This window comes from Thermoactinomyces sp. CICC 23799, from assembly GCF_016055145.1.
In the GTDB taxonomy this organism is placed as follows: domain Bacteria; phylum Bacillota; class Bacilli; order Thermoactinomycetales; family Thermoactinomycetaceae; genus Thermoactinomyces; species Thermoactinomyces intermedius.
The window spans coordinates 62,793-81,822 of sequence record NZ_JAECVV010000004.1; the positions used below are offsets into that span (position 1 = coordinate 62,793).

Consider the following 19,030-nt stretch of genomic DNA (forward strand, 5'->3'; position numbering starts at 1 on the left):
CCTCTCCGTATTCCTTTTTAAAATGAAGACACAGGACGAAGCGTTTTAATATTAAGGAGTGAAAAATGAACAAAACGTCTTTTTTGACCATCGTAGCTTCTGTCATGACTCTGATCGTACTGATGCCACCCAGCAATAAAATATGGTTGAATCGTTGGGAAATGCTGCTTCAGTCGGGCGGAATCGAAAAAGGCGTTTCTGCTGAGAAAAATCCGGAAAATCAAACCACCCTGTGCTGTTACATAAAAGAACGGTCAGAAGGGTTGGCGACGGAATGATGGATATATCCTCTTTGGAAGAGTTGCACCATGGCAATCACCAATGCTGAATACGGGTGTTAATCTTCTCCAAGATTAACACCTTATTTACTTTTCTTTTTGCCCGTTTCTTTCTTCATCAGGGGTGCTGAGACGGAGGTGAGGACTGATGAAAAGTTTGACATCCTGGTTGTCCCGATCGGATCAATTTTTGATTCAACTGGTGAATTGCCATTTCAAGTGTCGTTTGTTGGATTGGATCATGCCCCGGGTGACCCATCTGGGAGGGGCCACGGCGACCATCGTTTTTTTGTTGGGCTGGATCCTTTTTATGCCCAAGCCGGTGAAAGGATGGGCGTTGGAGGCATTGATTGCGCTGGGGACAAGCCATTTGGCCGTCCGGTTTTTGAAAAAGTATAAGCCGAGAATCCGTCCTTATCTGAAATTAACGCATTTGCACACATTTCCAAATCCGCTGACGGATTATTCCTTTCCTTCCGGCCATACAACCGCCGCTTTTTCCATCGCCATGACATTTGCCCTTCATTCGTCCGTCATGATGATGATTTTGATTCCATATGCCATGATCATTGGATTCTCCCGCATGTATCTGGCTTTGCATTATCCGACCGATGTGTTGATCGGGACCTTCCTGGGAAGCAGTTTTGCTTTCATCGTGGTCAATCTGTTTGAGAGGATATAAAAGGGAGAGAATTTCCTTTTTTTGATTCATTCTTTTTTCTTTTCTAAAAAATATGGTAGAATAAGCGTATCTAAATATCTAATTACCCCATAAAATGTTGGGGTTTTTTCTTTCTTCAGGGGATGTTTGGCTTTCATGACATAAAAATTAGCTGAAAATTTTATATAGTGTTACATATGTGGCGAAATTTGATCAGGAGTCAGGGATGGTGAAGAACGTGGACTATATTCATCCAATTCAAATCGGGGAATTGCTCCGGAAAAAGAGAAAGGAATTGGGCCTGAGGCTGGAAGATCTGGCCGACGATTTCATCTCTCCTTCCACGATCAGCAATATCGAACGGGGAATCACTTATGTCAATGAAGAGAAAGTGCGGTACATTGCGGAAAAGTTAAATGTGAATCTGGACCGGGCCCATGATTTGCTGGCCAAAGAAAAACAAGAAGAAGAACAAATGGTTTTAAAGTTGACCGCCATCGAGAGCATGGTGGATTTAATGAATCCGGACAAGGGATTGGAACGTCTTCGCAAATTGGATGTGCCCGCCAATCATAAGCTGGCCGGCATGATTCATTTTTTGCGGGGGAAAATTTATTTAAAGAAGAAAAACTGGGTGAAGGCCAAAAATTACTTTCTGGAAGCGATCCGGATCATGGAACAACGGGAAGACCGCTCCATGTCCAACATCAAAGCAGCCAGTTACCATGAGTTAAGCCGCATTGCTTATGAAAACAAAGAATGGAATCAAGCATTGAGCTATATCGAGGAAGGAATCAGCCACTTCAAGGAAGAGGGACAACGGAACCATTACAAATATCTTTTGCAGGTTTCACGCATCATTTATCTGAATGAAGCCAACCGTCTGGAAGAAGCGTTGCGCCAAATCGAAAAATTCTGGAAAGAGATCGGCTGCATCGAGAGCATCGATACCGTGCTGGAATTATACATGGTCCGCATCAAGGTGTTGATGAAGTTGAAGCTGTATGACGAGGCCATCCGGTATGCGGTCCAAGGGATCGAACTGGCGAGGATCAACAAGAAAGTGGCAAAAGCGTGCGAATTGTGGCAATTGATGGGCAAGGTGTATTTGTTGATCAAAAAATGGGAAGAGGCCGAAGATTGTTTCCTGACGGTCTTGAGCCTGCAGGAAAAACTGAAAAACGATCTGTTAAAAATCCGGGGGCAAACGTACTTGGGCCTCAGCTATTTGGGGCAAAACCGGTGGAGCGAGGCGGAGGAAGTCTTGCAAGAAGCCGGTTCGGGCTGCGAACGATCCCAGCAGACGGAAGTGAGCCGGGAAACGTACATGGCTTTGGGCGATTGTTATCTGCAACAAGCCAGATATCAAGAAGCGATTTTGTATTATGAAAAAGCCCGGGAGTTGGCAGGAAAGGAAGGCGACCGGGAGGGGGAGCACAAAATCATTTTAAAACTGGCACAATGTTATGAACGGGTGGATTTTACCAAGTTTCAGGAGTATGTGACCGAGCTTTACAAAATCGAGATGGCCGTGGAACAAGGAAAAGAATTGTCCGTCCGTTGATTTTTCAAACCGTTTTCCTCCACCTGAACGGGACAAACAGGTGGAGGAATAAAATTATTTCCGGCTGTTGTAATACATGACCCGGCCGTTAAACAAGTGGAGTTCCCCCTTTAACTGTTTGGCAAAAAACTTGGAAAACTCATTTCCTTTGGCAAGGTCCCCGTGGGACGCATTGGAAGGAAGAACGATTTGGATATAATGGACGCCTGACGCTTCTTCCCGGCTTGTTCCGATGATTAAACCGTTGTATTTGTCCGGGCTTTTGCCTTTGAGGTGCAGATAAGAAATGCCGTCTTGCTCTTCTTGGCTTACCTCATAAGGGAAAGCCGCCGCTTCATAAGACCATCCCAATTGTTTTCCCGTCAGGCCGGTCATTTCGCAGTAGGTGTCGAGCAACTGTCTGACACCGTCCAAATCAATGGTTTCTTGGTTGGAACCGGGAACCAGTTTTATGTATGCGCTTTTACTCACGGCGATCGCTCCTTCATATCAATGCTTTTTTTGTTATATTAACATGTGTGTGAATATTTCATCAAATCATTCGATATTTTGTTGGCTTGATCAATAAATTTATGTTTGAGCATGATAAAATGCGGGTATATATTATTTATCTTCTGTATTTTAGGATTCGAGTTTAAAATGATATTCTTCTAAATTAAAGCGAGGAGGAGATAAGATGAGTCTTTATGAACGTTTGTATGACGAGGCAGAACAGGCCAAAGTGCGATTTGTCGGTTTTATTTCGGATAACGGCCGTTATGATTATGGCATCGTCTACACCAATATGTTCTTTGGAAAGCCGTTAGTGGTTTGTATGCAGACAGGACGCTCCTCGTTGCTTTCTTTAGAAGACGCCGAAAATTTAGATTATTTGCAAAGGATTTTTCATCTCCGATCCATGGATGAAGCGAGAGAAGTTTCGATCTTTTTGAAAAGCTGTCTCCCGGCGTTGGGGAACCAGGCAGAGCGGGAATATTGACCAGAAAGAGCAAGTCTCCGGATTTGCTCTTTTTTAATGGAAAAATGAAGAATATGCCGACCTGACCTCTCCTTTGACAAAATTAGTATATCATAATATACTATTAGTACATCATAATTGAATCGTTTTCACTCTTTATGTGATGTTATTGGAGGGGGTTCCTGTGTTGGAAGTCATCGTATGCCAAACCTGTGACAAAGTGATTGCTTATGTCGAATCAGAAAAAGCAGGCACCTTGTACGGTTCCTGCCGGGGTTGCGAAGACCATCCGTCCAAATCGTGCGAAAAACAAGCGGAAGGCGTGGCTTAAAGATAAAGAAGGACAAAGGTGGGTATAAAAAAAGCCGCTTCAAGCGGCCTTTTTTTATTCAATCACCCGGATCATTTTCACGTTCGGATCTTCCGTTCCTTTGACAGGCAATCCGGCTTGGATGTGCTTTTTGATATAGTCGATGTTTTCTTCCGTGATCCGTTCCCCCGGCGCAAAAACAGGGATCCCGGGCGGATAAATCATGATGAATTCGGCGCTGATTCTTCCGGCGGCTTCTTCCAACGGAACCGACACCGTCGGGCTGTAAAACGCTTCGCGCGGCGACAGAACCAGTTCCGGAATTTCCGGGGTTTGAATGGGAACATGATTGGAACGTCCGGGTTGATAAAAATGATCGGATAAATCCTGAAGGGCATCTATTAACGGAAGGATCGTTTCTTCGTTGTCACCGGGCGTGACCAGACACAAAATGTTGTATAAATCGCTCAACTCGACTTCAATGCGATGATGTTCCCGCAACCATTTTTCTGCATCATATCCGGTGATGCCCAAGTGTTTTAAATGGATGAGCAGTTTGGTTTCATCGATGTCATACAATGCATCACTTCCCAGCCATTCTCTCCCGATGCAATGCAGCCCGGGGATTTCATTGATCCGTTTTCTTGCCGTATCGGCCCAATACAGTGTTTGTTCAATGATCTCACTGCCGTTGACGGCCAGATAACGGCGGGCCGTATCAAGGGATGCCAAAAGCGGATAGGAAGTGGAGGTGGTCGTCAACATGCTGATAATGGCTTGCACCCGGTGGGGATTGACCAGTCCTTCCCGCAAGTTGAGCACTGAGCTTTGCGTGAGCGATCCGCCCAATTTGTGGACACTGGTTGCGGCCATGTCCGCACCGGCATCCATTGCCGACAAAGGCAACCGGTCATGAAAATGGGTGAGCACGCCGTGTGCTTCATCCACCAAAACGGGAATGCCGTGCCGGTGGACAACCTCGACAATTTCTCGCAGATTCCCGGCGATACCGTAATAAGTGGGATTGATGACCAGCACCGCTTTGGCATCCGGATGTTGGTTCAGCGCTTTTTGCACCTGACATGCGGTGATGCCGTGGGCGATTCCGAGCCGTTCATCCATTTCCGGGTGGACAAAAACCGGGTAAGCACCAGCCAGAATAATGGCTGTGATCACGGATTTGTGCACGTTTCTTGGCACAATGATTTTTTCTCCCGGACGGACGACGGACATCACCATGCTCATGATCGCTCCGCTGGTTCCCTGGACGGAAAAGAAGGTGTGGTCGGCCCCGAAGGCTTCGGCAGCCAGCTCCTGAGCTTCCTTGATCGCCCCTTTGGGAAGATGCAAATCATCCAATGGCTCTATGTTAATGAGGTCGATCGACAGGATGTTCGACCCGACAAACTGACGAAATTCCGGATCCATTCCCTGCCCTTTTTTATGGCCGGGGATGTGGAATTGCAGCGGTTTTTTTTGTGAGTGTTCAATCAGCTTGGAAAACAGTGGTGTTTGATATTGTCTTTGATTCATTGCTGTTGCCTGCCTTTACAAGTAAATCATGCACGACCGTTAGTATAACAAAAAGCATTCTTAAACAAAAGAAAAAAATCCATAAAAAAACCTGCAAAACCCTCAGGATTGCAGGCAAGAATCAAGTCAGGAAGAAACTGCCAACCGATACAAAGGATAAAGCGTTTGAAAAGCCGATTCACTGCGTTGGATGATTTCTTCGCCTTTTAAGGTAACCGCTTCTTCCCGGGGGATGAGAATTCCGCACAAAAACTCGGCTTTTTTCACCTTTTCCAGGCGGTCCAACCCTTTTTCCACATCCCAATCCTTTTTGGGAGTGGTTTTGGGAACGGTGTGATCTTCCGAAATGTGGAAGTGGTCAGGAATCGCCGGCCAGATTTCGTCCAATTGCGCACGAAGGCTGCGGGCAAAATCGGGTTTGCGGCCGCATTCATAAATCAAAGCAAACCAGATGAAAAGATGCGTGTCGCGGATTCCCAGTTGAAAGTGCGGATGGGCTTTATACCCGCGTTTGTTGGCGGCCCAGGCCATCCAGGTTTCATCCGGCGGATTCACGGTCCGGCGGGCATGTTTTGCAATGTGCAGATAAAAAGGTTCCCCGATCATTTGCTCAAGAAACGGGGTGATTTGTTCCCCGATGCTTTCAAATTTCGGCCGGATCCGTTTCTTTAACTCTTCCATGCGTTCTTCAAGGCCGTTTACCTGAAAGACGGCAAAATCTTCTTCCGTAAACGAAGGAATTGCCATCGATGTTCACCACCTTTTTTCCGTTTTGATCACTATCTTACCACAAGGCCATTTCATTCTGAAAATCATCCACATTGTCAAGTGTCGTTCCGTTTGCAAGTTTTTAAGCATAGATTATAGAAAATCAGGACCTCGGATTCCGCGGGGACAAAAACGTTTTTTCCGGGCAGGTTTATTTCTTGAAAAACAGGCAATGCTGTAGCCAAGCAACAAGATGGCAGGCATCCTAAGATACCCGATTAAAAAATAAGGGGTGTAGCGGAACCATGGAGGATTTGATGAAGGCTTACCGTTGTCGGGATGCGGAAGAAAGGATCCTGGTGTTGAGAATGGAGTTGGATTATGAGTTGTTGAACCTGTACGACGCTCTCAAAGAGAACCATCCCCATAAAATCGACCAATGCAAAGCGCGACTGGAGGAAATCAGAAAAGAGATGATGATGCTGGAAGCATTATGATTTGCATCCGGACCCGCTCACGTGGGTCTCTTATTTATGGCGGAAAATTATTTAAATATTATAAAAATTAAAAGGAATGAGAATTGTTGATCGTGCAAAGACCGGCAAAAGGCTCAACCTGCTGAAGATGTATATAAGCATATCTGTGGAATATATTCATATATCAATCCGCTTGATGCTTAGTTGTGTCTGTTATAAAACAATTTCGTCTATTTATCCAAGACAGGAAACGGGTCTGATTTTGTCGAAACTGTTACATGCAAGAATTTTTACAGAGATAATGCACTTTTAATTTAAGACATCCAGAATCCGATTTGAGGAGGCGTTGGAATGGAATGGAAATTGACGAGAGAACCGCTTGCTTCATTGTCTGCGGATGCGATTGTGGTTTTTCATTTTCAAAAGCGCGAATCCTTGTTGGGCGTCACCCGGGAAATCGATGAAGCACTCGGTTTTCGAATTTCCAATCTCATTTCGCTGGGGGAAATCACCGGAAAGTTCGGCGAGATTACGACTCTTCACAATTGGGGGAAAATTCCGTCCGGTCGTGTCTTTGTCGTCGGGTTGGGCAAAGAGGACAAACTGGATTTGCCGGCGTTTAAAGATGCCGTGGCGGCCGTGGCCCGCACCGCCAAAAAGAAAGGCATTGACAGTTTGGGAATCGGTTGTCCCTCCTTGGTCATTGAAAGATACAATCCGGTTGATGTCGTACAATCGGTTGTTGAAGGCATGGAATTGGGCACTTATGAGCATCACACCTATAAACAAGAGCAATCGAAAAAGGAAATCAACGCGGTTTGGATTTCTGACGCAACGCTCCGGGAACCGGCGTTTGAAGCCGGAAAACAACGCGGCCAAATCTTTTCCAAGGCCACCAATTACGCCCGTTATCTGGTGCATGAACCGAGCAACCGCATGACTCCGGACCAATTGGCCGACGAAGCAAGAAAAATCGCCGAAAAACGCAATTTGAAAGCCGAGATCATCACCAACGGCCGGTTGGAGGAGCTGGGGATGAGCGGGTTATTGAGTGTGGCGCAAGCCGGAGCCCATGATCCGTACATGCTTGTGCTGACGTATCAAGGTGAGCCGGACAGCCAGGAAATGCTGGGGCTGATTGGAAAAGGAATCACGTTCGACTCCGGAGGATTGCAAATTAAACCGGCACGCGGGATGGAGGAAATGAAAGACGACATGGCCGGGGCGGCGGCGGTCCTGGCGGCGATGGATGCCATCGGGGAATTGCAGCCGCACTGTAATGTATGCGCTGTCATTCCGGTGTGCGAAAACGGAGTGGGCACGAAAGCATACCGTCCCGGCGATGTGATTTCCACCTTCAGCGGCAAGACGGTTGAAATCCAACACACCGATGCGGAAGGCAGAGTGGTGTTGGCCGATGCGATCGCTTATGCAAAACGGCTGGGAGTGACCCGGATCGTTGACGTTGCAACGTTAACCGGGGCGATTCAAGTGGCGTTGGGTTATGAAGTGACCGGTTTGATGAGCAATGATGAAGAGTGGGCGGAGAAAGTGAAAGCAGCCGCACGCATCGCGGGGGAACGGGTATGGGAGCTTCCGTTGTACGAAGAATATGATGAATATCTGAAGAGCGATATTGCCGACTTGAAAAATGAAGGAGGTTTTCCGGCCGGAGCCATCCAGGGGGGCATGTTTTTAAAAGCTTTTGCCGGAGACACCCCGTTTGTCCATTTGGATATCGGCGGAACGGTGCAGGCCCCCAAAGAAAAAGGGATTTTCGTCAAAGGGGCAACCGGCGTGATGGCGCGCACGTTGATCCAACTTGCCATCCGGTTGGGATGAGGGGATCTTTTTTTCCGGAGTGACAAGGAATGCCGAGGCAGCGTGTGGAAATCAACAGGAAAGAACGAAAGCATTGTGGGTGGAATCGGTGAGTTTGACCAAAGTGTTTGCCCACCGGGGCTTTTCGGGGGCGGCTCCGGAAAATACGTTGTCTGCCTTTGAAAAAGCCGTGGAAGCCAAGTCGGACGGCGTGGAGTTGGATGTGCATTTAAGCCGCGACGGGCATGTGATTGTGATGCATGATGAAACAGTGGACCGTACCACCGACGGAACCGGATGGATCAAAGACATGACGCTGGCAGAGCTGAAACAACTGGATAGCGGAAGTTGGTTTCATCCGTCCTTTCAAAACGAGCCTGTCCCCACATTGGGTGAAGTGCTGGAAAGGCTTGAGGGGGCTTTCGTTGAGATCAACATTGAGCTGAAAAACGGCATCATCCGGTATCCCGGATTGGAACAAAAAGTGATTGCAGAAGTGGAACGGTTTCAAGTGCAAGACCGGGTCATTCTCTCTTCCTTCCGGCATGATTCGCTGTTGGCTGTGAAACAAGCCCGTCCCGACATGCAAACCGGAGCGCTTTATGTCTGCGGGATGGTCGATCCTTGGGTGTATGCAAAGTATTTGGGGGTGGATGCGGTTCATCCGTACCATCGGGCTGTCACCGCTGAGATGATAGACGGTTGCCACCGGCATGGAATCCGGGTCCGCCCGTATACGGTGAATGAGGAAGAAGAGATGAAACGGTTGGTGGAGGCCGGGGCGGATGCAGTGATCACCAACGATCCGGACCGGATGAGAAAGTTGCTATCGTCAAAGAAAAAGTGATAAAATATGGACGTGAACGGCGCCTTTACCTCAGGCGCTTTTTGTCTTTACAGGAGGAGAAGTCCATGAAAATCGGTTGTCACATCAGCGTTGCCAAAGGATTTTACAAAGCTGCGCAAAAAGCCCGCGAATTGGGAGCGGATTCGTTTCAGGTGTTCACGAAAAATCCGCGTGGCTTACGCCCCAAAAAATTAAATCACACGGATGCCGAACGGGGAAGGCAATTTTGCGAAGAGCACGGCATTTCGTTGGTTTGCCATACACCTTATATCACCAATTTGTCCACCCCCAAACCGGACCTTCATGAAGTGACCATTCGTTCCATCAAAGAAGATTTGATGATTGCCGAAGCATACGGTGCCGTCGGAGCGGTGGTCCATTGCGGAAAACATGTGGGGGAAGGGGAAGCGTACGGCCGTGAAAGAATGGTGGAGACGCTGAACAAAATTTTGGCGGATTATGAAGGAAACACCAAGTTGCTGCTGGAAAACACCGCCGGGCAAGGCAGCGAATTGGGTCTGACGATTCAGGAGCTTGTCGACATTCGGGAAGCCACCGATGCGCCGGAGAAAATCGGGTTCTGTTTTGACACATGTCACGGGTTTGCCGCCGGGATCTGGATGGAAGAAACTTTTTCAGACCTTGTGAACGAAATGGAAAAGACGAAGTATCTTGAAAATTTGGTGGCGATTCATTTTAATGACAGCAAAGCCCCGGCCGGAAGCCGGAAGGACCGGCATGAAAAAATAGGAAAAGGGGAAATCGGGGAAAAAGCCTTGTCCCTGTTTCTGAAAGAACCCCGTTTTGAAGGATTGCCCGTGGTTCTGGAAACGCCGGTGGAGGATGAACAAGAATACAGTGAAGAGATGAAATATCTCCATCAATTGAAAGGATAAAAGGGGTGTAAGATGTTGGCATGGCTCAATAACTGGTTGAATTCTTTACCGATTTCAGGTATTTATCTCGTGATTTTGGTGTTAACGGCCATGATTTACAAAACGGCGTTTGCGGTCCGGCTGCCCGTGTTGAAAACGGTGCTGGTTTACATCACCTTGGCTGTCGGCTGTTGGCTGCTCGCCCTTTTTCATCTGATGGGACTGCCCATCGTTCCCGCACTGCTGGTCACGGTGGTGTTGATTGCAGTGACGCGGTTGCGGCTTTACCTGGTGCGAAAGAAAGAACAAGACGAAAAAATGGCGTGAACTCAGGGAGAGATGACCATGCAACTCAAAGATGCTCTGTTTAACTGGTTGCAAATCCAAGTGGTTCAGGATGCAAGGCCCAGTGATCGTTCTGCACGGGACACCGTGCAGTTTTTTGAAGAAATGCTGCGGGAAGATCACCGCGTGGAACATTTGGAAAAGAGAAAAGAAAAAGACCGGTATGTTGTTTGTTATCAGGTGGATGGAGAAGAAAAAGAGGAGATTTTTTCCAAAGACACGGCGGAACAATTGCTCCGTGACATCATGGCGGAACCAAAGTACAATCAAGTCTTTGAGGATTGATTTTTTTTCGTTCCGTCACTTGTTTGGTGATTCGTTCGTGGCATTGCGGACAAATTTGAATCCGGTGCGGATGCTTTTTGATTTTTTTCTCCGTGAGCGGGTCCGGACGGAAAACCTGGTCACACAAAATGCAAATCACTTTCATGAGGCATCTTCCTTTAACAGATCAAATGGGCTATTTTCTAGTATACTACATTTATGAAAGCGGAAGGCAAGCAAGTTTGATCAATTGATTAATAAAAGAAAAAGAAGAAAAGCAAACATGGGAAAATCCCGATGTTTGCTTTTTTATTTCAGCCGCTGTTGATCTGCCTTCGAGGGGGGTTGTTCGTTTTTCTCGGTTTCCCTGGAAGGTTGCGGAACGATGCGGGCTGCGATTTCGGCCAGTTCTTCCATCACTCCTTGAACCGGACGGCCGTTTTGAAGATCTTCATTCAATTCCCGGATCCGTTGTGTGATGTCGGGGTCTGCGGTGACCAGCGCATTGGCTCCTTGCGGATCTTCTTTCAGGGCTTGGGCCACCGTATATTTGATGGTGCCGGTTCTTCCCCGGTCCAGGGTCGGATCCAAATCCACCCCGACAATGGTGTATTTACCAAGAACGATGGCGGAGGCCCCTTTGACGTTCGGGACGTTTTGAGCAATGGTTACCAGGCGGTTTGCAACGGCCTGGGATGACTGATCTTTCTTTTCGTTCGGAGCGGTCTGCCGGACTTTCACGGTTTGCGGGGGCTGATTGGGCGAAGGCGATGCATTGTCCGCCGGCGGTTCATTTTTTTGCGAGCAAGCCGAAAGAATCAAGGCGATGCCGGCAAGACCGCTGATGGTTTTCAGAAGTGTGTTCATCCGATCCCACTTCCCTTCCGTATATTTGTGTTTATTTTGTCCGAAAACGGAACTTCCATGTACCGTTTTGCTGAAAAGCGCGTTTTCAGTGTAGAATGAGCATAAATGCGATGAATGAGATGGGGTGAGAAGATGAAGGTGGAATCTTTCGTTTTGGGGCCGGTGATGGTCAACACTTGGTTGCTTTATCTGCCGGATGAAAAACGCGGTGTGGTGATTGATCCGGGCATGGAGCCGGCACCGTTGGTTGAACGGATTCAGGAATTGGAACTCAAGATTGAAGCAGTGCTGTTGACGCACGCTCATTTTGACCATATTGGCGGGCTGGAAGAGGTTCGTTCATTGACCGGGGCTCCGGTTTATGTCCATGAGGCGGAAGCGGAGTGGCTGACCAATCCGGATTTAAACGGCTCTGCGTTTTTCGGGTTGCCGAAAGTGCAGGCCAAACCGGCGGATCATTTGCTGAAAGGCAAAGAGGTCCTGACTTTGCTCGGAAAATCATGGGAAGTGCTACATACACCGGGACATTCGCCAGGCAGCGTGACTTATGTGGTCGATTCCCTTTTATTGAGCGGTGATGTCTTGTTTCAAGACTCCATCGGGCGGACGGATTTGCCGGGAGGGGATCACGAGACCCTGATGCGCACCATTCATGACATCATCATGGAGTTTCCCGAAGAAACCCGTGTTTTGTGCGGACACGGCCCGGAAACCACGATCGGAAGGGAACAGATGCATAATCCGTTTGTAACCGGAATGCTGTGAAAAAGGTTTAAAGAGTCCGGCCGTTGACATATACTTTGGACAACGAAGCAATGAGTCCATCATCAAAGGGGGTTTGCAATGAACAAGCGACAAGCCGTCATTGTTGCGGTTTTGGCTGCCGCGGTGGCAGGGGCCGTCTTCATGACTGTTGACAAACCAAAAGAAAATCCGGCTTCCGCGATGAACCGGGCGGTGTGCCAGGGAGAACCCAAACCGGCGCAAGGTTTTTGCGCGCCCAATTTTAAGCTGCCCACCTTATCCGGGGAAGAAGTGGAGTTGTATCAAAACGAGGGAAAACCGACCGTCGTGAATTTCTGGGCGACCTGGTGCCCTCCTTGCAAGGAGGAGATGCCCTATTTCCAAAAACTGCATGAAACATACGGCGAGAAGATCAATGTGATCATGGTGAATGAAACTGCGATGGAGCGTGATGAAAGCGATGTCAAACCTTATCTTGACAACCACCGGTACACGTTTCCGGTCGCCCTGGACCGGGGCCGGAACGGGACGGTGGTCGGTGTGGACCAATACCAATTGTTCAATATTCCCGCCACGTTTATCATCAATGAAAACGGCAAAATCACCCGGCACTTTATGGGAGGCGTTTCCGAAAAGCAGCTTTTCTCTGCGGTGCAAGAACTGATGCAATGAAATAGGGAGGGAAGAAATCATGGTTGAGCAAGTCAGCTGGTGGTTGGCTTTTGGAGCGGGGGTGCTTTCCTTTGTCTCTCCGTGCTCATTGCCGCTGTATCCGTCCTATCTTTCCTACATCACGGGAATTTCCGTCAACCAGCTGAAGGAAAAACGCCGGATGCGGGAGGTCATGTTGCATACCGTTTTTTTCCTCATTGGTTTTTCCATGATTTTTTATGCCATCGGATTCAGCGCGAGCTGGTTTGGTGCTTATTTTAAAGAATATCAAGATCTGATGCGGATGCTGGGGGCCGTTCTCATTGTGGCGATGGGTTTGTTTATGCTGGGGATTTTCCGACCCGCTTTTTTAATGCGTGAGTATAAATGGCAGGTGTCCAAAAAAAATGTCAGCTATTTGGGCTCGCTGGCCGTGGGGATCGGTTTTTCCGCCGGATGGACCCCCTGCATCGGCCCGATTTTTGCCGCCATCATTACGTTTACGACTTTGAATCCGGAAATGAGATTTGTCTATGTGACTGCTTATATTTTGGGATTTTCGATTCCATTTTTGCTGATGGCATTTTTCATGGGAAAAACCCGTTGGATTTTGCGGTATTCGGAAAAATTGATGAAGGCCGGAGGGGCCTTGATGATTTTGCTGGGGGTTTTGTTATATACTGATCAGATGACGGTTTTCACCGCCTGGCTGGCAAAAGTCACAGGTTTTCAAGGATTTTGATTTGAGGTACATTGAATTAGAAAGTCGGGTGAGGCCATGGACAAAAAAACGAGGTACTGGGTGCGGCGCATCTTGTTTCTTGTGATGGTGGTTTTAATTGGTTATGCTTTATATCAGGCCGTGACCCAGGATTCAAAAAGCGGATTGCAGGAAGGAGAACCGGCACCCAACTTTACCCTGACGACATTGGACGGGAAAACGGTGCAGCTGAGCGATTACAGGGGAAAAGCCGTTTTACTCAATTTCTGGGGGACATGGTGCGAACCCTGCCGCACGGAAATGCCCGCGCTGCAAAATGCTTATGAACAGTACAAAGACCAGGGGTTTGAGGTGTTGGCCGTCAATATTGCGGAAACCGATGTGGCTGTTTCTTCTTTTGTGGAGCAATATCAATTGAAATTTCCGGTTTTGTTGGACCGGAATCGTGAAGTCACTGAGCTTTACGGCATTGTTCCGATTCCGAGCTCTTTTTTCATTGACCAGGATGGAAAGATCCGCAAGATCGTGGAAGGGCCTTTGAACCTGGATCAACTTCGCATTCATATTTTACCCATTTTACCAAAGGAGTGACCGGTGTGAGAAAATATCAGGATATTGAAGCCAAAGAATTAAGCAAGGCTTTTGATCCGGAGCAATATGTGGTGGTAGATGTGCGCACGGATGAGGAATATCAGGAAGGGCATATCCCCGGGGCTGCCCATATTCCGTATGATGAAATGGAAAACCGTTTTCATGAATTGGAACATGCCAAAGACAAGCCGGTCTTGCTGGTTTGCCGGAGCGGACGGCGGAGTGTGATCGCGGCAGAGGTTTTGGCCCAAAAAGGATTTGAACAATTGTTTAATTTAAAAGGTGGAATGTTGGAATGGAACGGACCCGTCAGCAAAGAGTAAGCGTTGCGGAAAATATTTTGGAATTGGTGGGCCGGACCCCGCTGGTCAAATTGAACCGTCTGGTTCAACCGGACTGGGCGGATGTGTATGTGAAGCTGGAAAAATTTAATCCCGGCGGAAGTGTCAAAGACCGTACGGCGTTGAACTTGATCCTGGATGCGGAAAAACGGGGAGTATTAAAACCGGGGGCAACCATTATTGAGCCCACCAGCGGCAACACCGGGATTGGATTGGCACTGGTCGGTGCCGCGCGCAACTATGAAACCATTTTGGTCATGCCGGACAATATGAGCGAGGAACGGATTAAACTCTTAAAAGGCTACGGAGCCAAAGTGGTGTTGACACCGGGCAGGGAAAGAATGCCCGGGGCGATTAAGAAAGCGGAAGAACTGGCCAAAGAAATCCCGAATTCCTTTATGCCTTATCAGTTCCAAAACGAAGCCAATCCGGAAGTTCACCGCAACACGACCGGACCGGAAATTTTGGAGCAGATGGAAGGAAAGATCGATGCATTTGTGGCAACGGCCGGTACGGGAGGAACCATTACAGGAACCGGAGAATATTTAAAATCTCATTTGCCGGATTTATTTATTGCGGTGGTCGAACCCAAAAACTCCCCCGTTCTGGCGGGCGGCAAACCAGGACCGCACCAAATTCCGGGGACAAGCCCCGGGTTTATCCCGCCGGTTTTGAATCAGTCCATTTATGATGAAATTTTCCATGTCAGTGATGAAGACGCCATTGAAACCACCCGCAAGTTGGCCTGCCAAGAAGCCCTGCTGGTCGGCCCTTCATCAGGCGCGTCGGTGTGGACGGCTCTTCAAGTGGCGAAACGGTTGGGAAAAGGCAAGAGAGTGGTTTGCATGGCCCCGGATACCGGCGAACGGTACCTGAGCACCAATGTGTTTGATTTCTCATGAAGGGAGCTTGTCATGAGCGATACTCTTTTGGCCGGGTTGATTCAGGAAATTGAATCGACACGCCGTCGTGCCATCTCTTTTCCCCGGTTTATGGAACAGGCGTTGTATCATCCGGTATGGGGTTATTATGCAAAGGAACAGACCAAATTGGGGAAAAAGGGTGATTTTTTCACCAATGCGCACGTGGGTGACTTGTTTGGCAAGGTGCTCAGCCGGTTTTTTGCGGACTGGCTGAAAAGAAACCAAATCCGGTCCCGTTGGACGATTGTCGAATGGGGAGCCGGCGACGGCCGGATTGCCGGACAGTTTGCGCAAGGGTTGATGGAGCAGGGGTTTTCCCCGGAAGAGATTTCTTTTTACTTAATCGAAACCAGCCCGTATCATTGCCGTTTGCTGGAAGAACGCTTTTCTTCTTCCCCGGTCGGTTTTCAGATTGTCAGCCGCTTGAGCGACATTCCTGCACGGCCTTTCTCATTTATTTACAGCAACGAGCTGGTTGACGCTTTTCCGGTTCATCGGATAAAAAAAGAGCAGGGCGGATGGACCGAGGCGTTTGTGACCACCATGCACCGGAAGCCTTATTTGAAGGAAGAGTGGCTTCCTTTGTCGGAAGACAGTCCCGTCCGTCAACAAATGGAAAGTTGGCTGAGGAAATTAAAAGAAGGCCAAGAAACGGAAATTTGTTTGGCGGCGCGTGACTGGCTGCGGGAAATTGCAGGCTGGATGGAGCAAGGAGTGCTGGTCACCATTGACTATGGCGGGACCGGTGAACAATTGCTGCAAAAGGGAAAAACCATCCGCGCCTATCAAGCGCATCGGATTTGCCACGATTTATATTCGGATCCGGGGGAAAAGGATCTTACATATGACGTGAATTTTTCCCATTTGATCGAATGGGGCCGGGAGGCCGGGTTTACGGGGGAGCAGTTATGGTCCCAGTCCCGGTTTTTGATTCAGGCAGGCGTGTTCGACTGGCTGCCTGAAGTCCCCGGAAGGGATCCGTTTGGCAAGGATGCAAAGCGGGTTCGGGCCATCAAGCAGCTGATTCATCCCGAAACCATGGGCGAAGCATTCCAAGTGCTCATCCAGACCAAATCCACTGGCTGAAAAAAATGAAAATGAAAGAGGATGAAAGATGATCATTAAACCGAAATTTCGCGGCTTTATCTGCACAACGGCCCATCCGGTTGGTTGTGCGAAGCAAGTGCAAAACCAGATTGATTATGTCCAAAGCCGGCCCAAAATTGACGGGCCGAAAAAAGTGCTGGTCATCGGTTCTTCAACCGGTTACGGACTGGCTTCCAGAATTGTGGCGGCTTTTGGTTGCGGAGCCGACACCATCGGGGTGTTTTTTGAAAAACCCAGTGTGAAAAACCGGACGGCCACGGCAGGTTGGTACAACACGGCGGCTTTTGAGAAAGAAGCCCGTAAAGCCGGATTGGTGGCGGAAAGCATTAACGGGGATGCATTCAGCAAAGAGATCAAAGAACATACGATCAAAAAGATCAAAAACCGTTTGGGGGGCAAAGTGGACATGGTGGTTTACAGCCTGGCGGCTCCCCGGCGGGTTCATCCGGAAACGGGAGAGACTTTCCATTCCGTTTTGAAACCGATCGGAAAACCCTTTACCAACAAAGCGGTGGATTTTCACAGCGGTCACGTTTCCGAAATGACGATTGAACCGGCCACCGAAAAAGAGATTTATGACACCATTCAGGTCATGGGCGGGGAAGATTGGCAGATGTGGATGGATGCTTTGAAAGAAGCGGATGTGTTGGCAGAAGGCGTCACCACCATTGCCTATTCCTATATCGGTCCGGAACTGACTTTCCCCATTTACCGGGAAGGGACCGTCGGAAAAGCCAAAGACCATTTGGAAAAAACCGCTCATGAACTGGATGCAAAACTGAAAGACTTGGGCGGACGGGCGTTTGTGTCTGTCAACAAAGCCCTGGTGACGCAATCGAGTGCCGCGATTCCGATTGTTCCGCTTTACATTTCCATCTTGTACAAAGTGATGAAAGAAAAAGGGTTGCACGAAGACTGCATCATGCAAATGTACCGCCTCTTTTCGGAAAGACTTTACCGGAGCGGGGAAGTGCCCGTGGATGAAAAAGGGCGCATCCGGATTGATGATTTGGAAATGCAGCCGGAAGTGCAGCAAGCAGTGATGGAGCAGTGGAAGTTGATCGACAGCACCACGTTGGAAGAAATTTCGGATATTGAAGGGTATCGACACGATTTCTTCCAGCTGTTTGGTTTTGAAACAGAGGGCGTCGATTATGATCAGGAAGTCGATCCGGCCGTGAACATTCCGAGTATCGATGAAGCATGAAAAAGAGCCGTCAAAACAAGACGGCTCTTTTCTTTTGCTTTCCCACAAAGAAAAGAGCCGCCGGGATGAGGTTTTTTTAAAGTGAAAACGCTTTGCAATCTTTTCGTAAATATTACATCATGAAAGTGGCATACCCAACCATACCGATAAAGGAAATAAACATATAACCACCAAACAGATACATATATGTTTTTTCCGTGAAACGCATGTAACCCAATACCGTGAAGAGGATGGTTTGTGCGATGAAAAGGAAGGCCGGGATGTACATTTGTCCAGCCAGGAACATGAGGGCGATCGCAAAAGCCCAGAACCCGAGAACACGAAACATGCGGTCCATGGTCCCACTCCTTTCTATGTACCCTGATACGTTGAGATCTCAGAAGACGATGACAGATTTATTATACCCTCAGTGTCATGCGGCTATCAAGCAAAGAAGAAAGGATGTTCCATGATGGAGACAATGCAAGTGAAAAAAACGGGGAAAACCGGATGGATCCGTTTTCACCGGCCGGAAGTCCGGAATGCAGTGAATCTGAAGATGATGGAAGAGTTGGAGTCCGTATGGAATGAATGGGAAAAGGATGAACAATTGCAGGCGGTTGTGTTTTACGGTGATGAGAAAGCCTTTTTGTCCGGTGGCGATGTGGGGGAATTTCACCAAATGACCAAAACGGAAGAAATCCGGCCTGTCATGTTGCGGATGGGAAAATTATTGGAACGGATTTATCAGTCGCGTTTGCTTTCGATTGCGGCAGTGGAGGGTCCTGCCGTGGGAGGCGGGTGTGAGTTTGCCGCCAGTTGTGACCTTTGTGTGGCTTCGGATTCGGCCCGGTTCGGGATGATCCAGGTGAATTTGCATATTACTTCCGGGTGGGGAGGCGCCAGCCGGTTGATGAAAAAAATCGGACCGGGACGGGCCTTGCCGGTTTTACTGTCCGGAAAAGTGATGGGGGCAATAGATGCTTTGGAGACGGGACTGGCCGATCAGGTATGGGAGCGTGACCGGTTTTGGGATGAAGTCAAGCGGTTTGTGGGTTCCCTGGTAAAAAGTTCCCCGGAAGTCACTGCCCGTTATAAATTGCTTGCCAAAGCGGTCCGGGAAGGTAAAGACACGGCCGAGCTTTTGCATCAAGAGGCGGAAAATTGTGCCGCTTTGTGGGAAAGCGAGAGTCACCATCAGGCGGTTTCCGCGTTTTTAAAGCGCACCCGCACGAAATGAGCAAGAGAAAACCGTACCT

General features: G+C 48.5%; 26 protein-coding genes. 20 read left to right on the forward strand and 6 right to left on the reverse strand.

Translation table 11 applies throughout. From position 1 onward, the window contains the following. Positions 1–65 precede the first annotated feature (65 nt). The 3 genes from I8U21_RS06430 to I8U21_RS06440 all read left to right on the forward strand — a co-directional run bounded on the left by I8U21_RS06430 (position 66) and on the right by I8U21_RS06440 (position 2,503). Positions 66–278 carry a hypothetical protein gene (locus I8U21_RS06430; protein WP_181730869.1) on the forward strand — a complete coding sequence of 71 codons (213 nt, stop codon included), beginning with the start codon at positions 66–68 and terminating at the stop codon, positions 276–278. A gap of 148 nt (positions 279–426) precedes the next feature. Further along, on the forward strand, positions 427–960 hold the full coding sequence (locus tag I8U21_RS06435) for a phosphatase PAP2 family protein (protein ID WP_181730868.1): 534 nt from the start codon (positions 427–429) through the stop codon (positions 958–960). 205 nt (positions 961–1,165) lie between these two features. Beyond that, positions 1,166–2,503: a helix-turn-helix domain-containing protein gene (locus I8U21_RS06440; protein WP_181730867.1), complete on the forward strand. Its 1,338-nt coding sequence runs from the start codon at positions 1,166–1,168 to the stop codon at positions 2,501–2,503. A gap of 54 nt (positions 2,504–2,557) precedes the next feature. Here the strand turns inward: I8U21_RS06440 and I8U21_RS06445 are convergent, their stop codons facing one another. Beyond that, on the reverse strand, positions 2,558–2,974 hold the full coding sequence (locus I8U21_RS06445) for a DUF1885 family protein (protein ID WP_181730866.1): 417 nt from the start codon (positions 2,972–2,974) through the stop codon (positions 2,558–2,560). 205 nt (positions 2,975–3,179) lie between these two features. Here I8U21_RS06445 and I8U21_RS06450 point away from each other — a divergent pair, with 205 nt between their 5' ends. Further along, positions 3,180–3,482 (forward strand): DUF3055 domain-containing protein, encoded by a 303-nt coding sequence (locus I8U21_RS06450; protein ID WP_181730865.1) that lies wholly within the window; start codon positions 3,180–3,182, stop codon positions 3,480–3,482. Positions 3,483–3,648: 166 nt separating this feature from the next. Next, positions 3,649–3,792, forward strand: a complete 144-nt coding sequence (locus tag I8U21_RS06455; RefSeq protein WP_181730864.1) for a GapA-binding peptide SR1P — start codon at positions 3,649–3,651, stop codon at positions 3,790–3,792. Between the two features lie 54 nt (positions 3,793–3,846). Here the strand turns inward: I8U21_RS06455 and I8U21_RS06460 are convergent, their stop codons facing one another. Continuing rightward, positions 3,847–5,304: an aminotransferase class I/II-fold pyridoxal phosphate-dependent enzyme gene (locus tag I8U21_RS06460; protein ID WP_181730863.1), complete on the reverse strand. Its 1,458-nt coding sequence runs from the start codon at positions 5,302–5,304 to the stop codon at positions 3,847–3,849. A 126-nt stretch (positions 5,305–5,430) separates the two neighbouring features. Then, positions 5,431–6,051, reverse strand: coding sequence for a YktB family protein (locus tag I8U21_RS06465; protein WP_181730862.1), 621 nt, complete (start codon positions 6,049–6,051; stop codon positions 5,431–5,433). 278 nt (positions 6,052–6,329) lie between these two features. On the opposite strand from I8U21_RS06465, the gene I8U21_RS06470 reads away from it, so the two are divergent. The 6 genes from I8U21_RS06470 (at position 6,330) to I8U21_RS06495 (ending at position 10,661) form a co-directional block, all read left to right on the forward strand. Further along, entirely contained in the window at positions 6,330–6,509 is a 180-nt protein-coding gene (locus I8U21_RS06470) for a hypothetical protein (RefSeq protein ID WP_231564588.1), read from the forward strand. A 330-nt stretch (positions 6,510–6,839) separates the two neighbouring features. Next, positions 6,840–8,330 (forward strand): leucyl aminopeptidase, encoded by a 1,491-nt coding sequence (locus I8U21_RS06475; RefSeq protein WP_198053546.1) that lies wholly within the window; start codon positions 6,840–6,842, stop codon positions 8,328–8,330. Positions 8,331–8,418: 88 nt separating this feature from the next. Beyond that, on the forward strand, positions 8,419–9,156 hold the full coding sequence (locus I8U21_RS06480; RefSeq protein WP_181730860.1) for a glycerophosphodiester phosphodiesterase: 738 nt from the start codon (positions 8,419–8,421) through the stop codon (positions 9,154–9,156). A gap of 65 nt (positions 9,157–9,221) precedes the next feature. Beyond that, on the forward strand, positions 9,222–10,052 hold the full coding sequence (locus I8U21_RS06485) for a deoxyribonuclease IV (RefSeq protein ID WP_181730859.1): 831 nt from the start codon (positions 9,222–9,224) through the stop codon (positions 10,050–10,052). A 15-nt stretch (positions 10,053–10,067) separates the two neighbouring features. Next, on the forward strand, positions 10,068–10,358 hold the full coding sequence (locus I8U21_RS06490; protein ID WP_181730858.1) for a YlaH-like family protein: 291 nt from the start codon (positions 10,068–10,070) through the stop codon (positions 10,356–10,358). Between the two features lie 18 nt (positions 10,359–10,376). After that, positions 10,377–10,661 carry a hypothetical protein gene (locus I8U21_RS06495; protein ID WP_198053547.1) on the forward strand — a complete coding sequence of 95 codons (285 nt, stop codon included), beginning with the start codon at positions 10,377–10,379 and terminating at the stop codon, positions 10,659–10,661. Here the strand turns inward: I8U21_RS06495 and I8U21_RS15295 are convergent. Both I8U21_RS15295 and I8U21_RS06505 read right to left on the reverse strand, forming a co-directional pair. Beyond that, positions 10,621–10,806 (reverse strand): DUF2197 domain-containing protein, encoded by a 186-nt coding sequence (locus I8U21_RS15295; RefSeq protein WP_198053548.1) that lies wholly within the window; start codon positions 10,804–10,806, stop codon positions 10,621–10,623. The two genes, I8U21_RS06495 and I8U21_RS15295, sit on opposite strands and share 41 nt — an antisense overlap. A 143-nt stretch (positions 10,807–10,949) precedes the next feature. Then, complete coding sequence (locus I8U21_RS06505; RefSeq protein WP_198053549.1) at positions 10,950–11,507, reverse strand: YhcN/YlaJ family sporulation lipoprotein; 558 nt, start codon at positions 11,505–11,507, stop codon at positions 10,950–10,952. 132 nt (positions 11,508–11,639) lie between these two features. Here I8U21_RS06505 and I8U21_RS06510 point away from each other — a divergent pair, with 132 nt between their 5' ends. The 8 genes from I8U21_RS06510 to fabV all read left to right on the forward strand — a co-directional run bounded on the left by I8U21_RS06510 (position 11,640) and on the right by fabV (position 17,792). Continuing rightward, positions 11,640–12,272: an MBL fold metallo-hydrolase gene (locus tag I8U21_RS06510; protein ID WP_198053550.1), complete on the forward strand. Its 633-nt coding sequence runs from the start codon at positions 11,640–11,642 to the stop codon at positions 12,270–12,272. Between the two features lie 78 nt (positions 12,273–12,350). Further along, positions 12,351–12,923: a TlpA family protein disulfide reductase gene (locus I8U21_RS06515; RefSeq protein WP_198053551.1), complete on the forward strand. Its 573-nt coding sequence runs from the start codon at positions 12,351–12,353 to the stop codon at positions 12,921–12,923. Positions 12,924–12,939: 16 nt separating this feature from the next. Next, positions 12,940–13,644, forward strand: coding sequence for a cytochrome c biogenesis CcdA family protein (locus tag I8U21_RS06520; protein ID WP_370527043.1), 705 nt, complete (start codon positions 12,940–12,942; stop codon positions 13,642–13,644). Positions 13,645–13,680: 36 nt separating this feature from the next. Further along, complete coding sequence (gene resA / locus I8U21_RS06525) at positions 13,681–14,214, forward strand: thiol-disulfide oxidoreductase ResA (protein WP_181730852.1); 534 nt, start codon at positions 13,681–13,683, stop codon at positions 14,212–14,214. Between the two features lie 5 nt (positions 14,215–14,219). Then, positions 14,220–14,537 carry a rhodanese-like domain-containing protein gene (locus tag I8U21_RS06530; RefSeq protein ID WP_181730851.1) on the forward strand — a complete coding sequence of 106 codons (318 nt, stop codon included), beginning with the start codon at positions 14,220–14,222 and terminating at the stop codon, positions 14,535–14,537. Then, on the forward strand, positions 14,510–15,457 hold the full coding sequence (cysK, locus tag I8U21_RS06535; protein WP_181730850.1) for a cysteine synthase A: 948 nt from the start codon (positions 14,510–14,512) through the stop codon (positions 15,455–15,457). Before I8U21_RS06530 ends, cysK begins: the two co-directional genes overlap by 28 nt. 12 nt (positions 15,458–15,469) lie before the next feature. Then, positions 15,470–16,564 (forward strand): class I SAM-dependent methyltransferase, encoded by a 1,095-nt coding sequence (locus I8U21_RS06540; RefSeq protein ID WP_181730849.1) that lies wholly within the window; start codon positions 15,470–15,472, stop codon positions 16,562–16,564. Positions 16,565–16,592: 28 nt separating this feature from the next. Next, on the forward strand, positions 16,593–17,792 hold the full coding sequence (fabV, locus tag I8U21_RS06545; RefSeq protein ID WP_181730848.1) for an enoyl-ACP reductase FabV: 1,200 nt from the start codon (positions 16,593–16,595) through the stop codon (positions 17,790–17,792). Positions 17,793–17,904: 112 nt separating this feature from the next. On the opposite strand, the gene I8U21_RS06550 is transcribed toward fabV, so the two are convergent. Continuing rightward, positions 17,905–18,129, reverse strand: coding sequence for a DUF2626 family protein (locus tag I8U21_RS06550; RefSeq protein ID WP_037995005.1), 225 nt, complete (start codon positions 18,127–18,129; stop codon positions 17,905–17,907). A 114-nt stretch (positions 18,130–18,243) separates the two neighbouring features. Here I8U21_RS06550 and I8U21_RS06555 point away from each other — a divergent pair, with 114 nt between their 5' ends. Continuing rightward, positions 18,244–19,011, forward strand: a complete 768-nt coding sequence (locus I8U21_RS06555) for an enoyl-CoA hydratase/isomerase family protein (RefSeq protein ID WP_181730847.1) — start codon at positions 18,244–18,246, stop codon at positions 19,009–19,011. The last annotated feature ends 19 nt before the right edge of the window (positions 19,012–19,030 follow it).

Coding starts and splice junctions, on each gene's coding strand:
- I8U21_RS06430 (WP_181730869.1), top strand. CDS start 66: ATGAACAAAACGTCTTTTTTGACCATCGTAGCTTCTGTCATGACTCTG.
- I8U21_RS06435 (WP_181730868.1), top strand. CDS start 427: ATGAAAAGTTTGACATCCTGGTTGTCCCGATCGGATCAATTTTTGATT.
- I8U21_RS06440 (WP_181730867.1), top strand. CDS start 1,166: ATGGTGAAGAACGTGGACTATATTCATCCAATTCAAATCGGGGAATTG.
- I8U21_RS06450 (WP_181730865.1), top strand. CDS start 3,180: ATGAGTCTTTATGAACGTTTGTATGACGAGGCAGAACAGGCCAAAGTG.
- I8U21_RS06460 (WP_181730863.1), bottom strand. CDS start 5,304: ATGAATCAAAGACAATATCAAACACCACTGTTTTCCAAGCTGATTGAA.
- I8U21_RS06465 (WP_181730862.1), bottom strand. CDS start 6,051: ATGGCAATTCCTTCGTTTACGGAAGAAGATTTTGCCGTCTTTCAGGTA.
- I8U21_RS06470 (WP_231564588.1), top strand. CDS start 6,330: ATGAAGGCTTACCGTTGTCGGGATGCGGAAGAAAGGATCCTGGTGTTG.
- I8U21_RS06475 (WP_198053546.1), top strand. CDS start 6,840: ATGGAATGGAAATTGACGAGAGAACCGCTTGCTTCATTGTCTGCGGAT.
- I8U21_RS06485 (WP_181730859.1), top strand. CDS start 9,222: ATGAAAATCGGTTGTCACATCAGCGTTGCCAAAGGATTTTACAAAGCT.
- I8U21_RS06495 (WP_198053547.1), top strand. CDS start 10,377: ATGCAACTCAAAGATGCTCTGTTTAACTGGTTGCAAATCCAAGTGGTT.
- I8U21_RS15295 (WP_198053548.1), bottom strand. CDS start 10,806: ATGAAAGTGATTTGCATTTTGTGTGACCAGGTTTTCCGTCCGGACCCG.
- I8U21_RS06505 (WP_198053549.1), bottom strand. CDS start 11,507: ATGAACACACTTCTGAAAACCATCAGCGGTCTTGCCGGCATCGCCTTG.
- I8U21_RS06510 (WP_198053550.1), top strand. CDS start 11,640: ATGAAGGTGGAATCTTTCGTTTTGGGGCCGGTGATGGTCAACACTTGG.
- I8U21_RS06515 (WP_198053551.1), top strand. CDS start 12,351: ATGAACAAGCGACAAGCCGTCATTGTTGCGGTTTTGGCTGCCGCGGTG.
- resA (WP_181730852.1), top strand. CDS start 13,681: ATGGACAAAAAAACGAGGTACTGGGTGCGGCGCATCTTGTTTCTTGTG.
- cysK (WP_181730850.1), top strand. CDS start 14,510: ATGGAACGGACCCGTCAGCAAAGAGTAAGCGTTGCGGAAAATATTTTG.
- I8U21_RS06540 (WP_181730849.1), top strand. CDS start 15,470: ATGAGCGATACTCTTTTGGCCGGGTTGATTCAGGAAATTGAATCGACA.
- fabV (WP_181730848.1), top strand. CDS start 16,593: ATGATCATTAAACCGAAATTTCGCGGCTTTATCTGCACAACGGCCCAT.
- I8U21_RS06550 (WP_037995005.1), bottom strand. CDS start 18,129: ATGGACCGCATGTTTCGTGTTCTCGGGTTCTGGGCTTTTGCGATCGCC.
- I8U21_RS06555 (WP_181730847.1), top strand. CDS start 18,244: ATGGAGACAATGCAAGTGAAAAAAACGGGGAAAACCGGATGGATCCGT.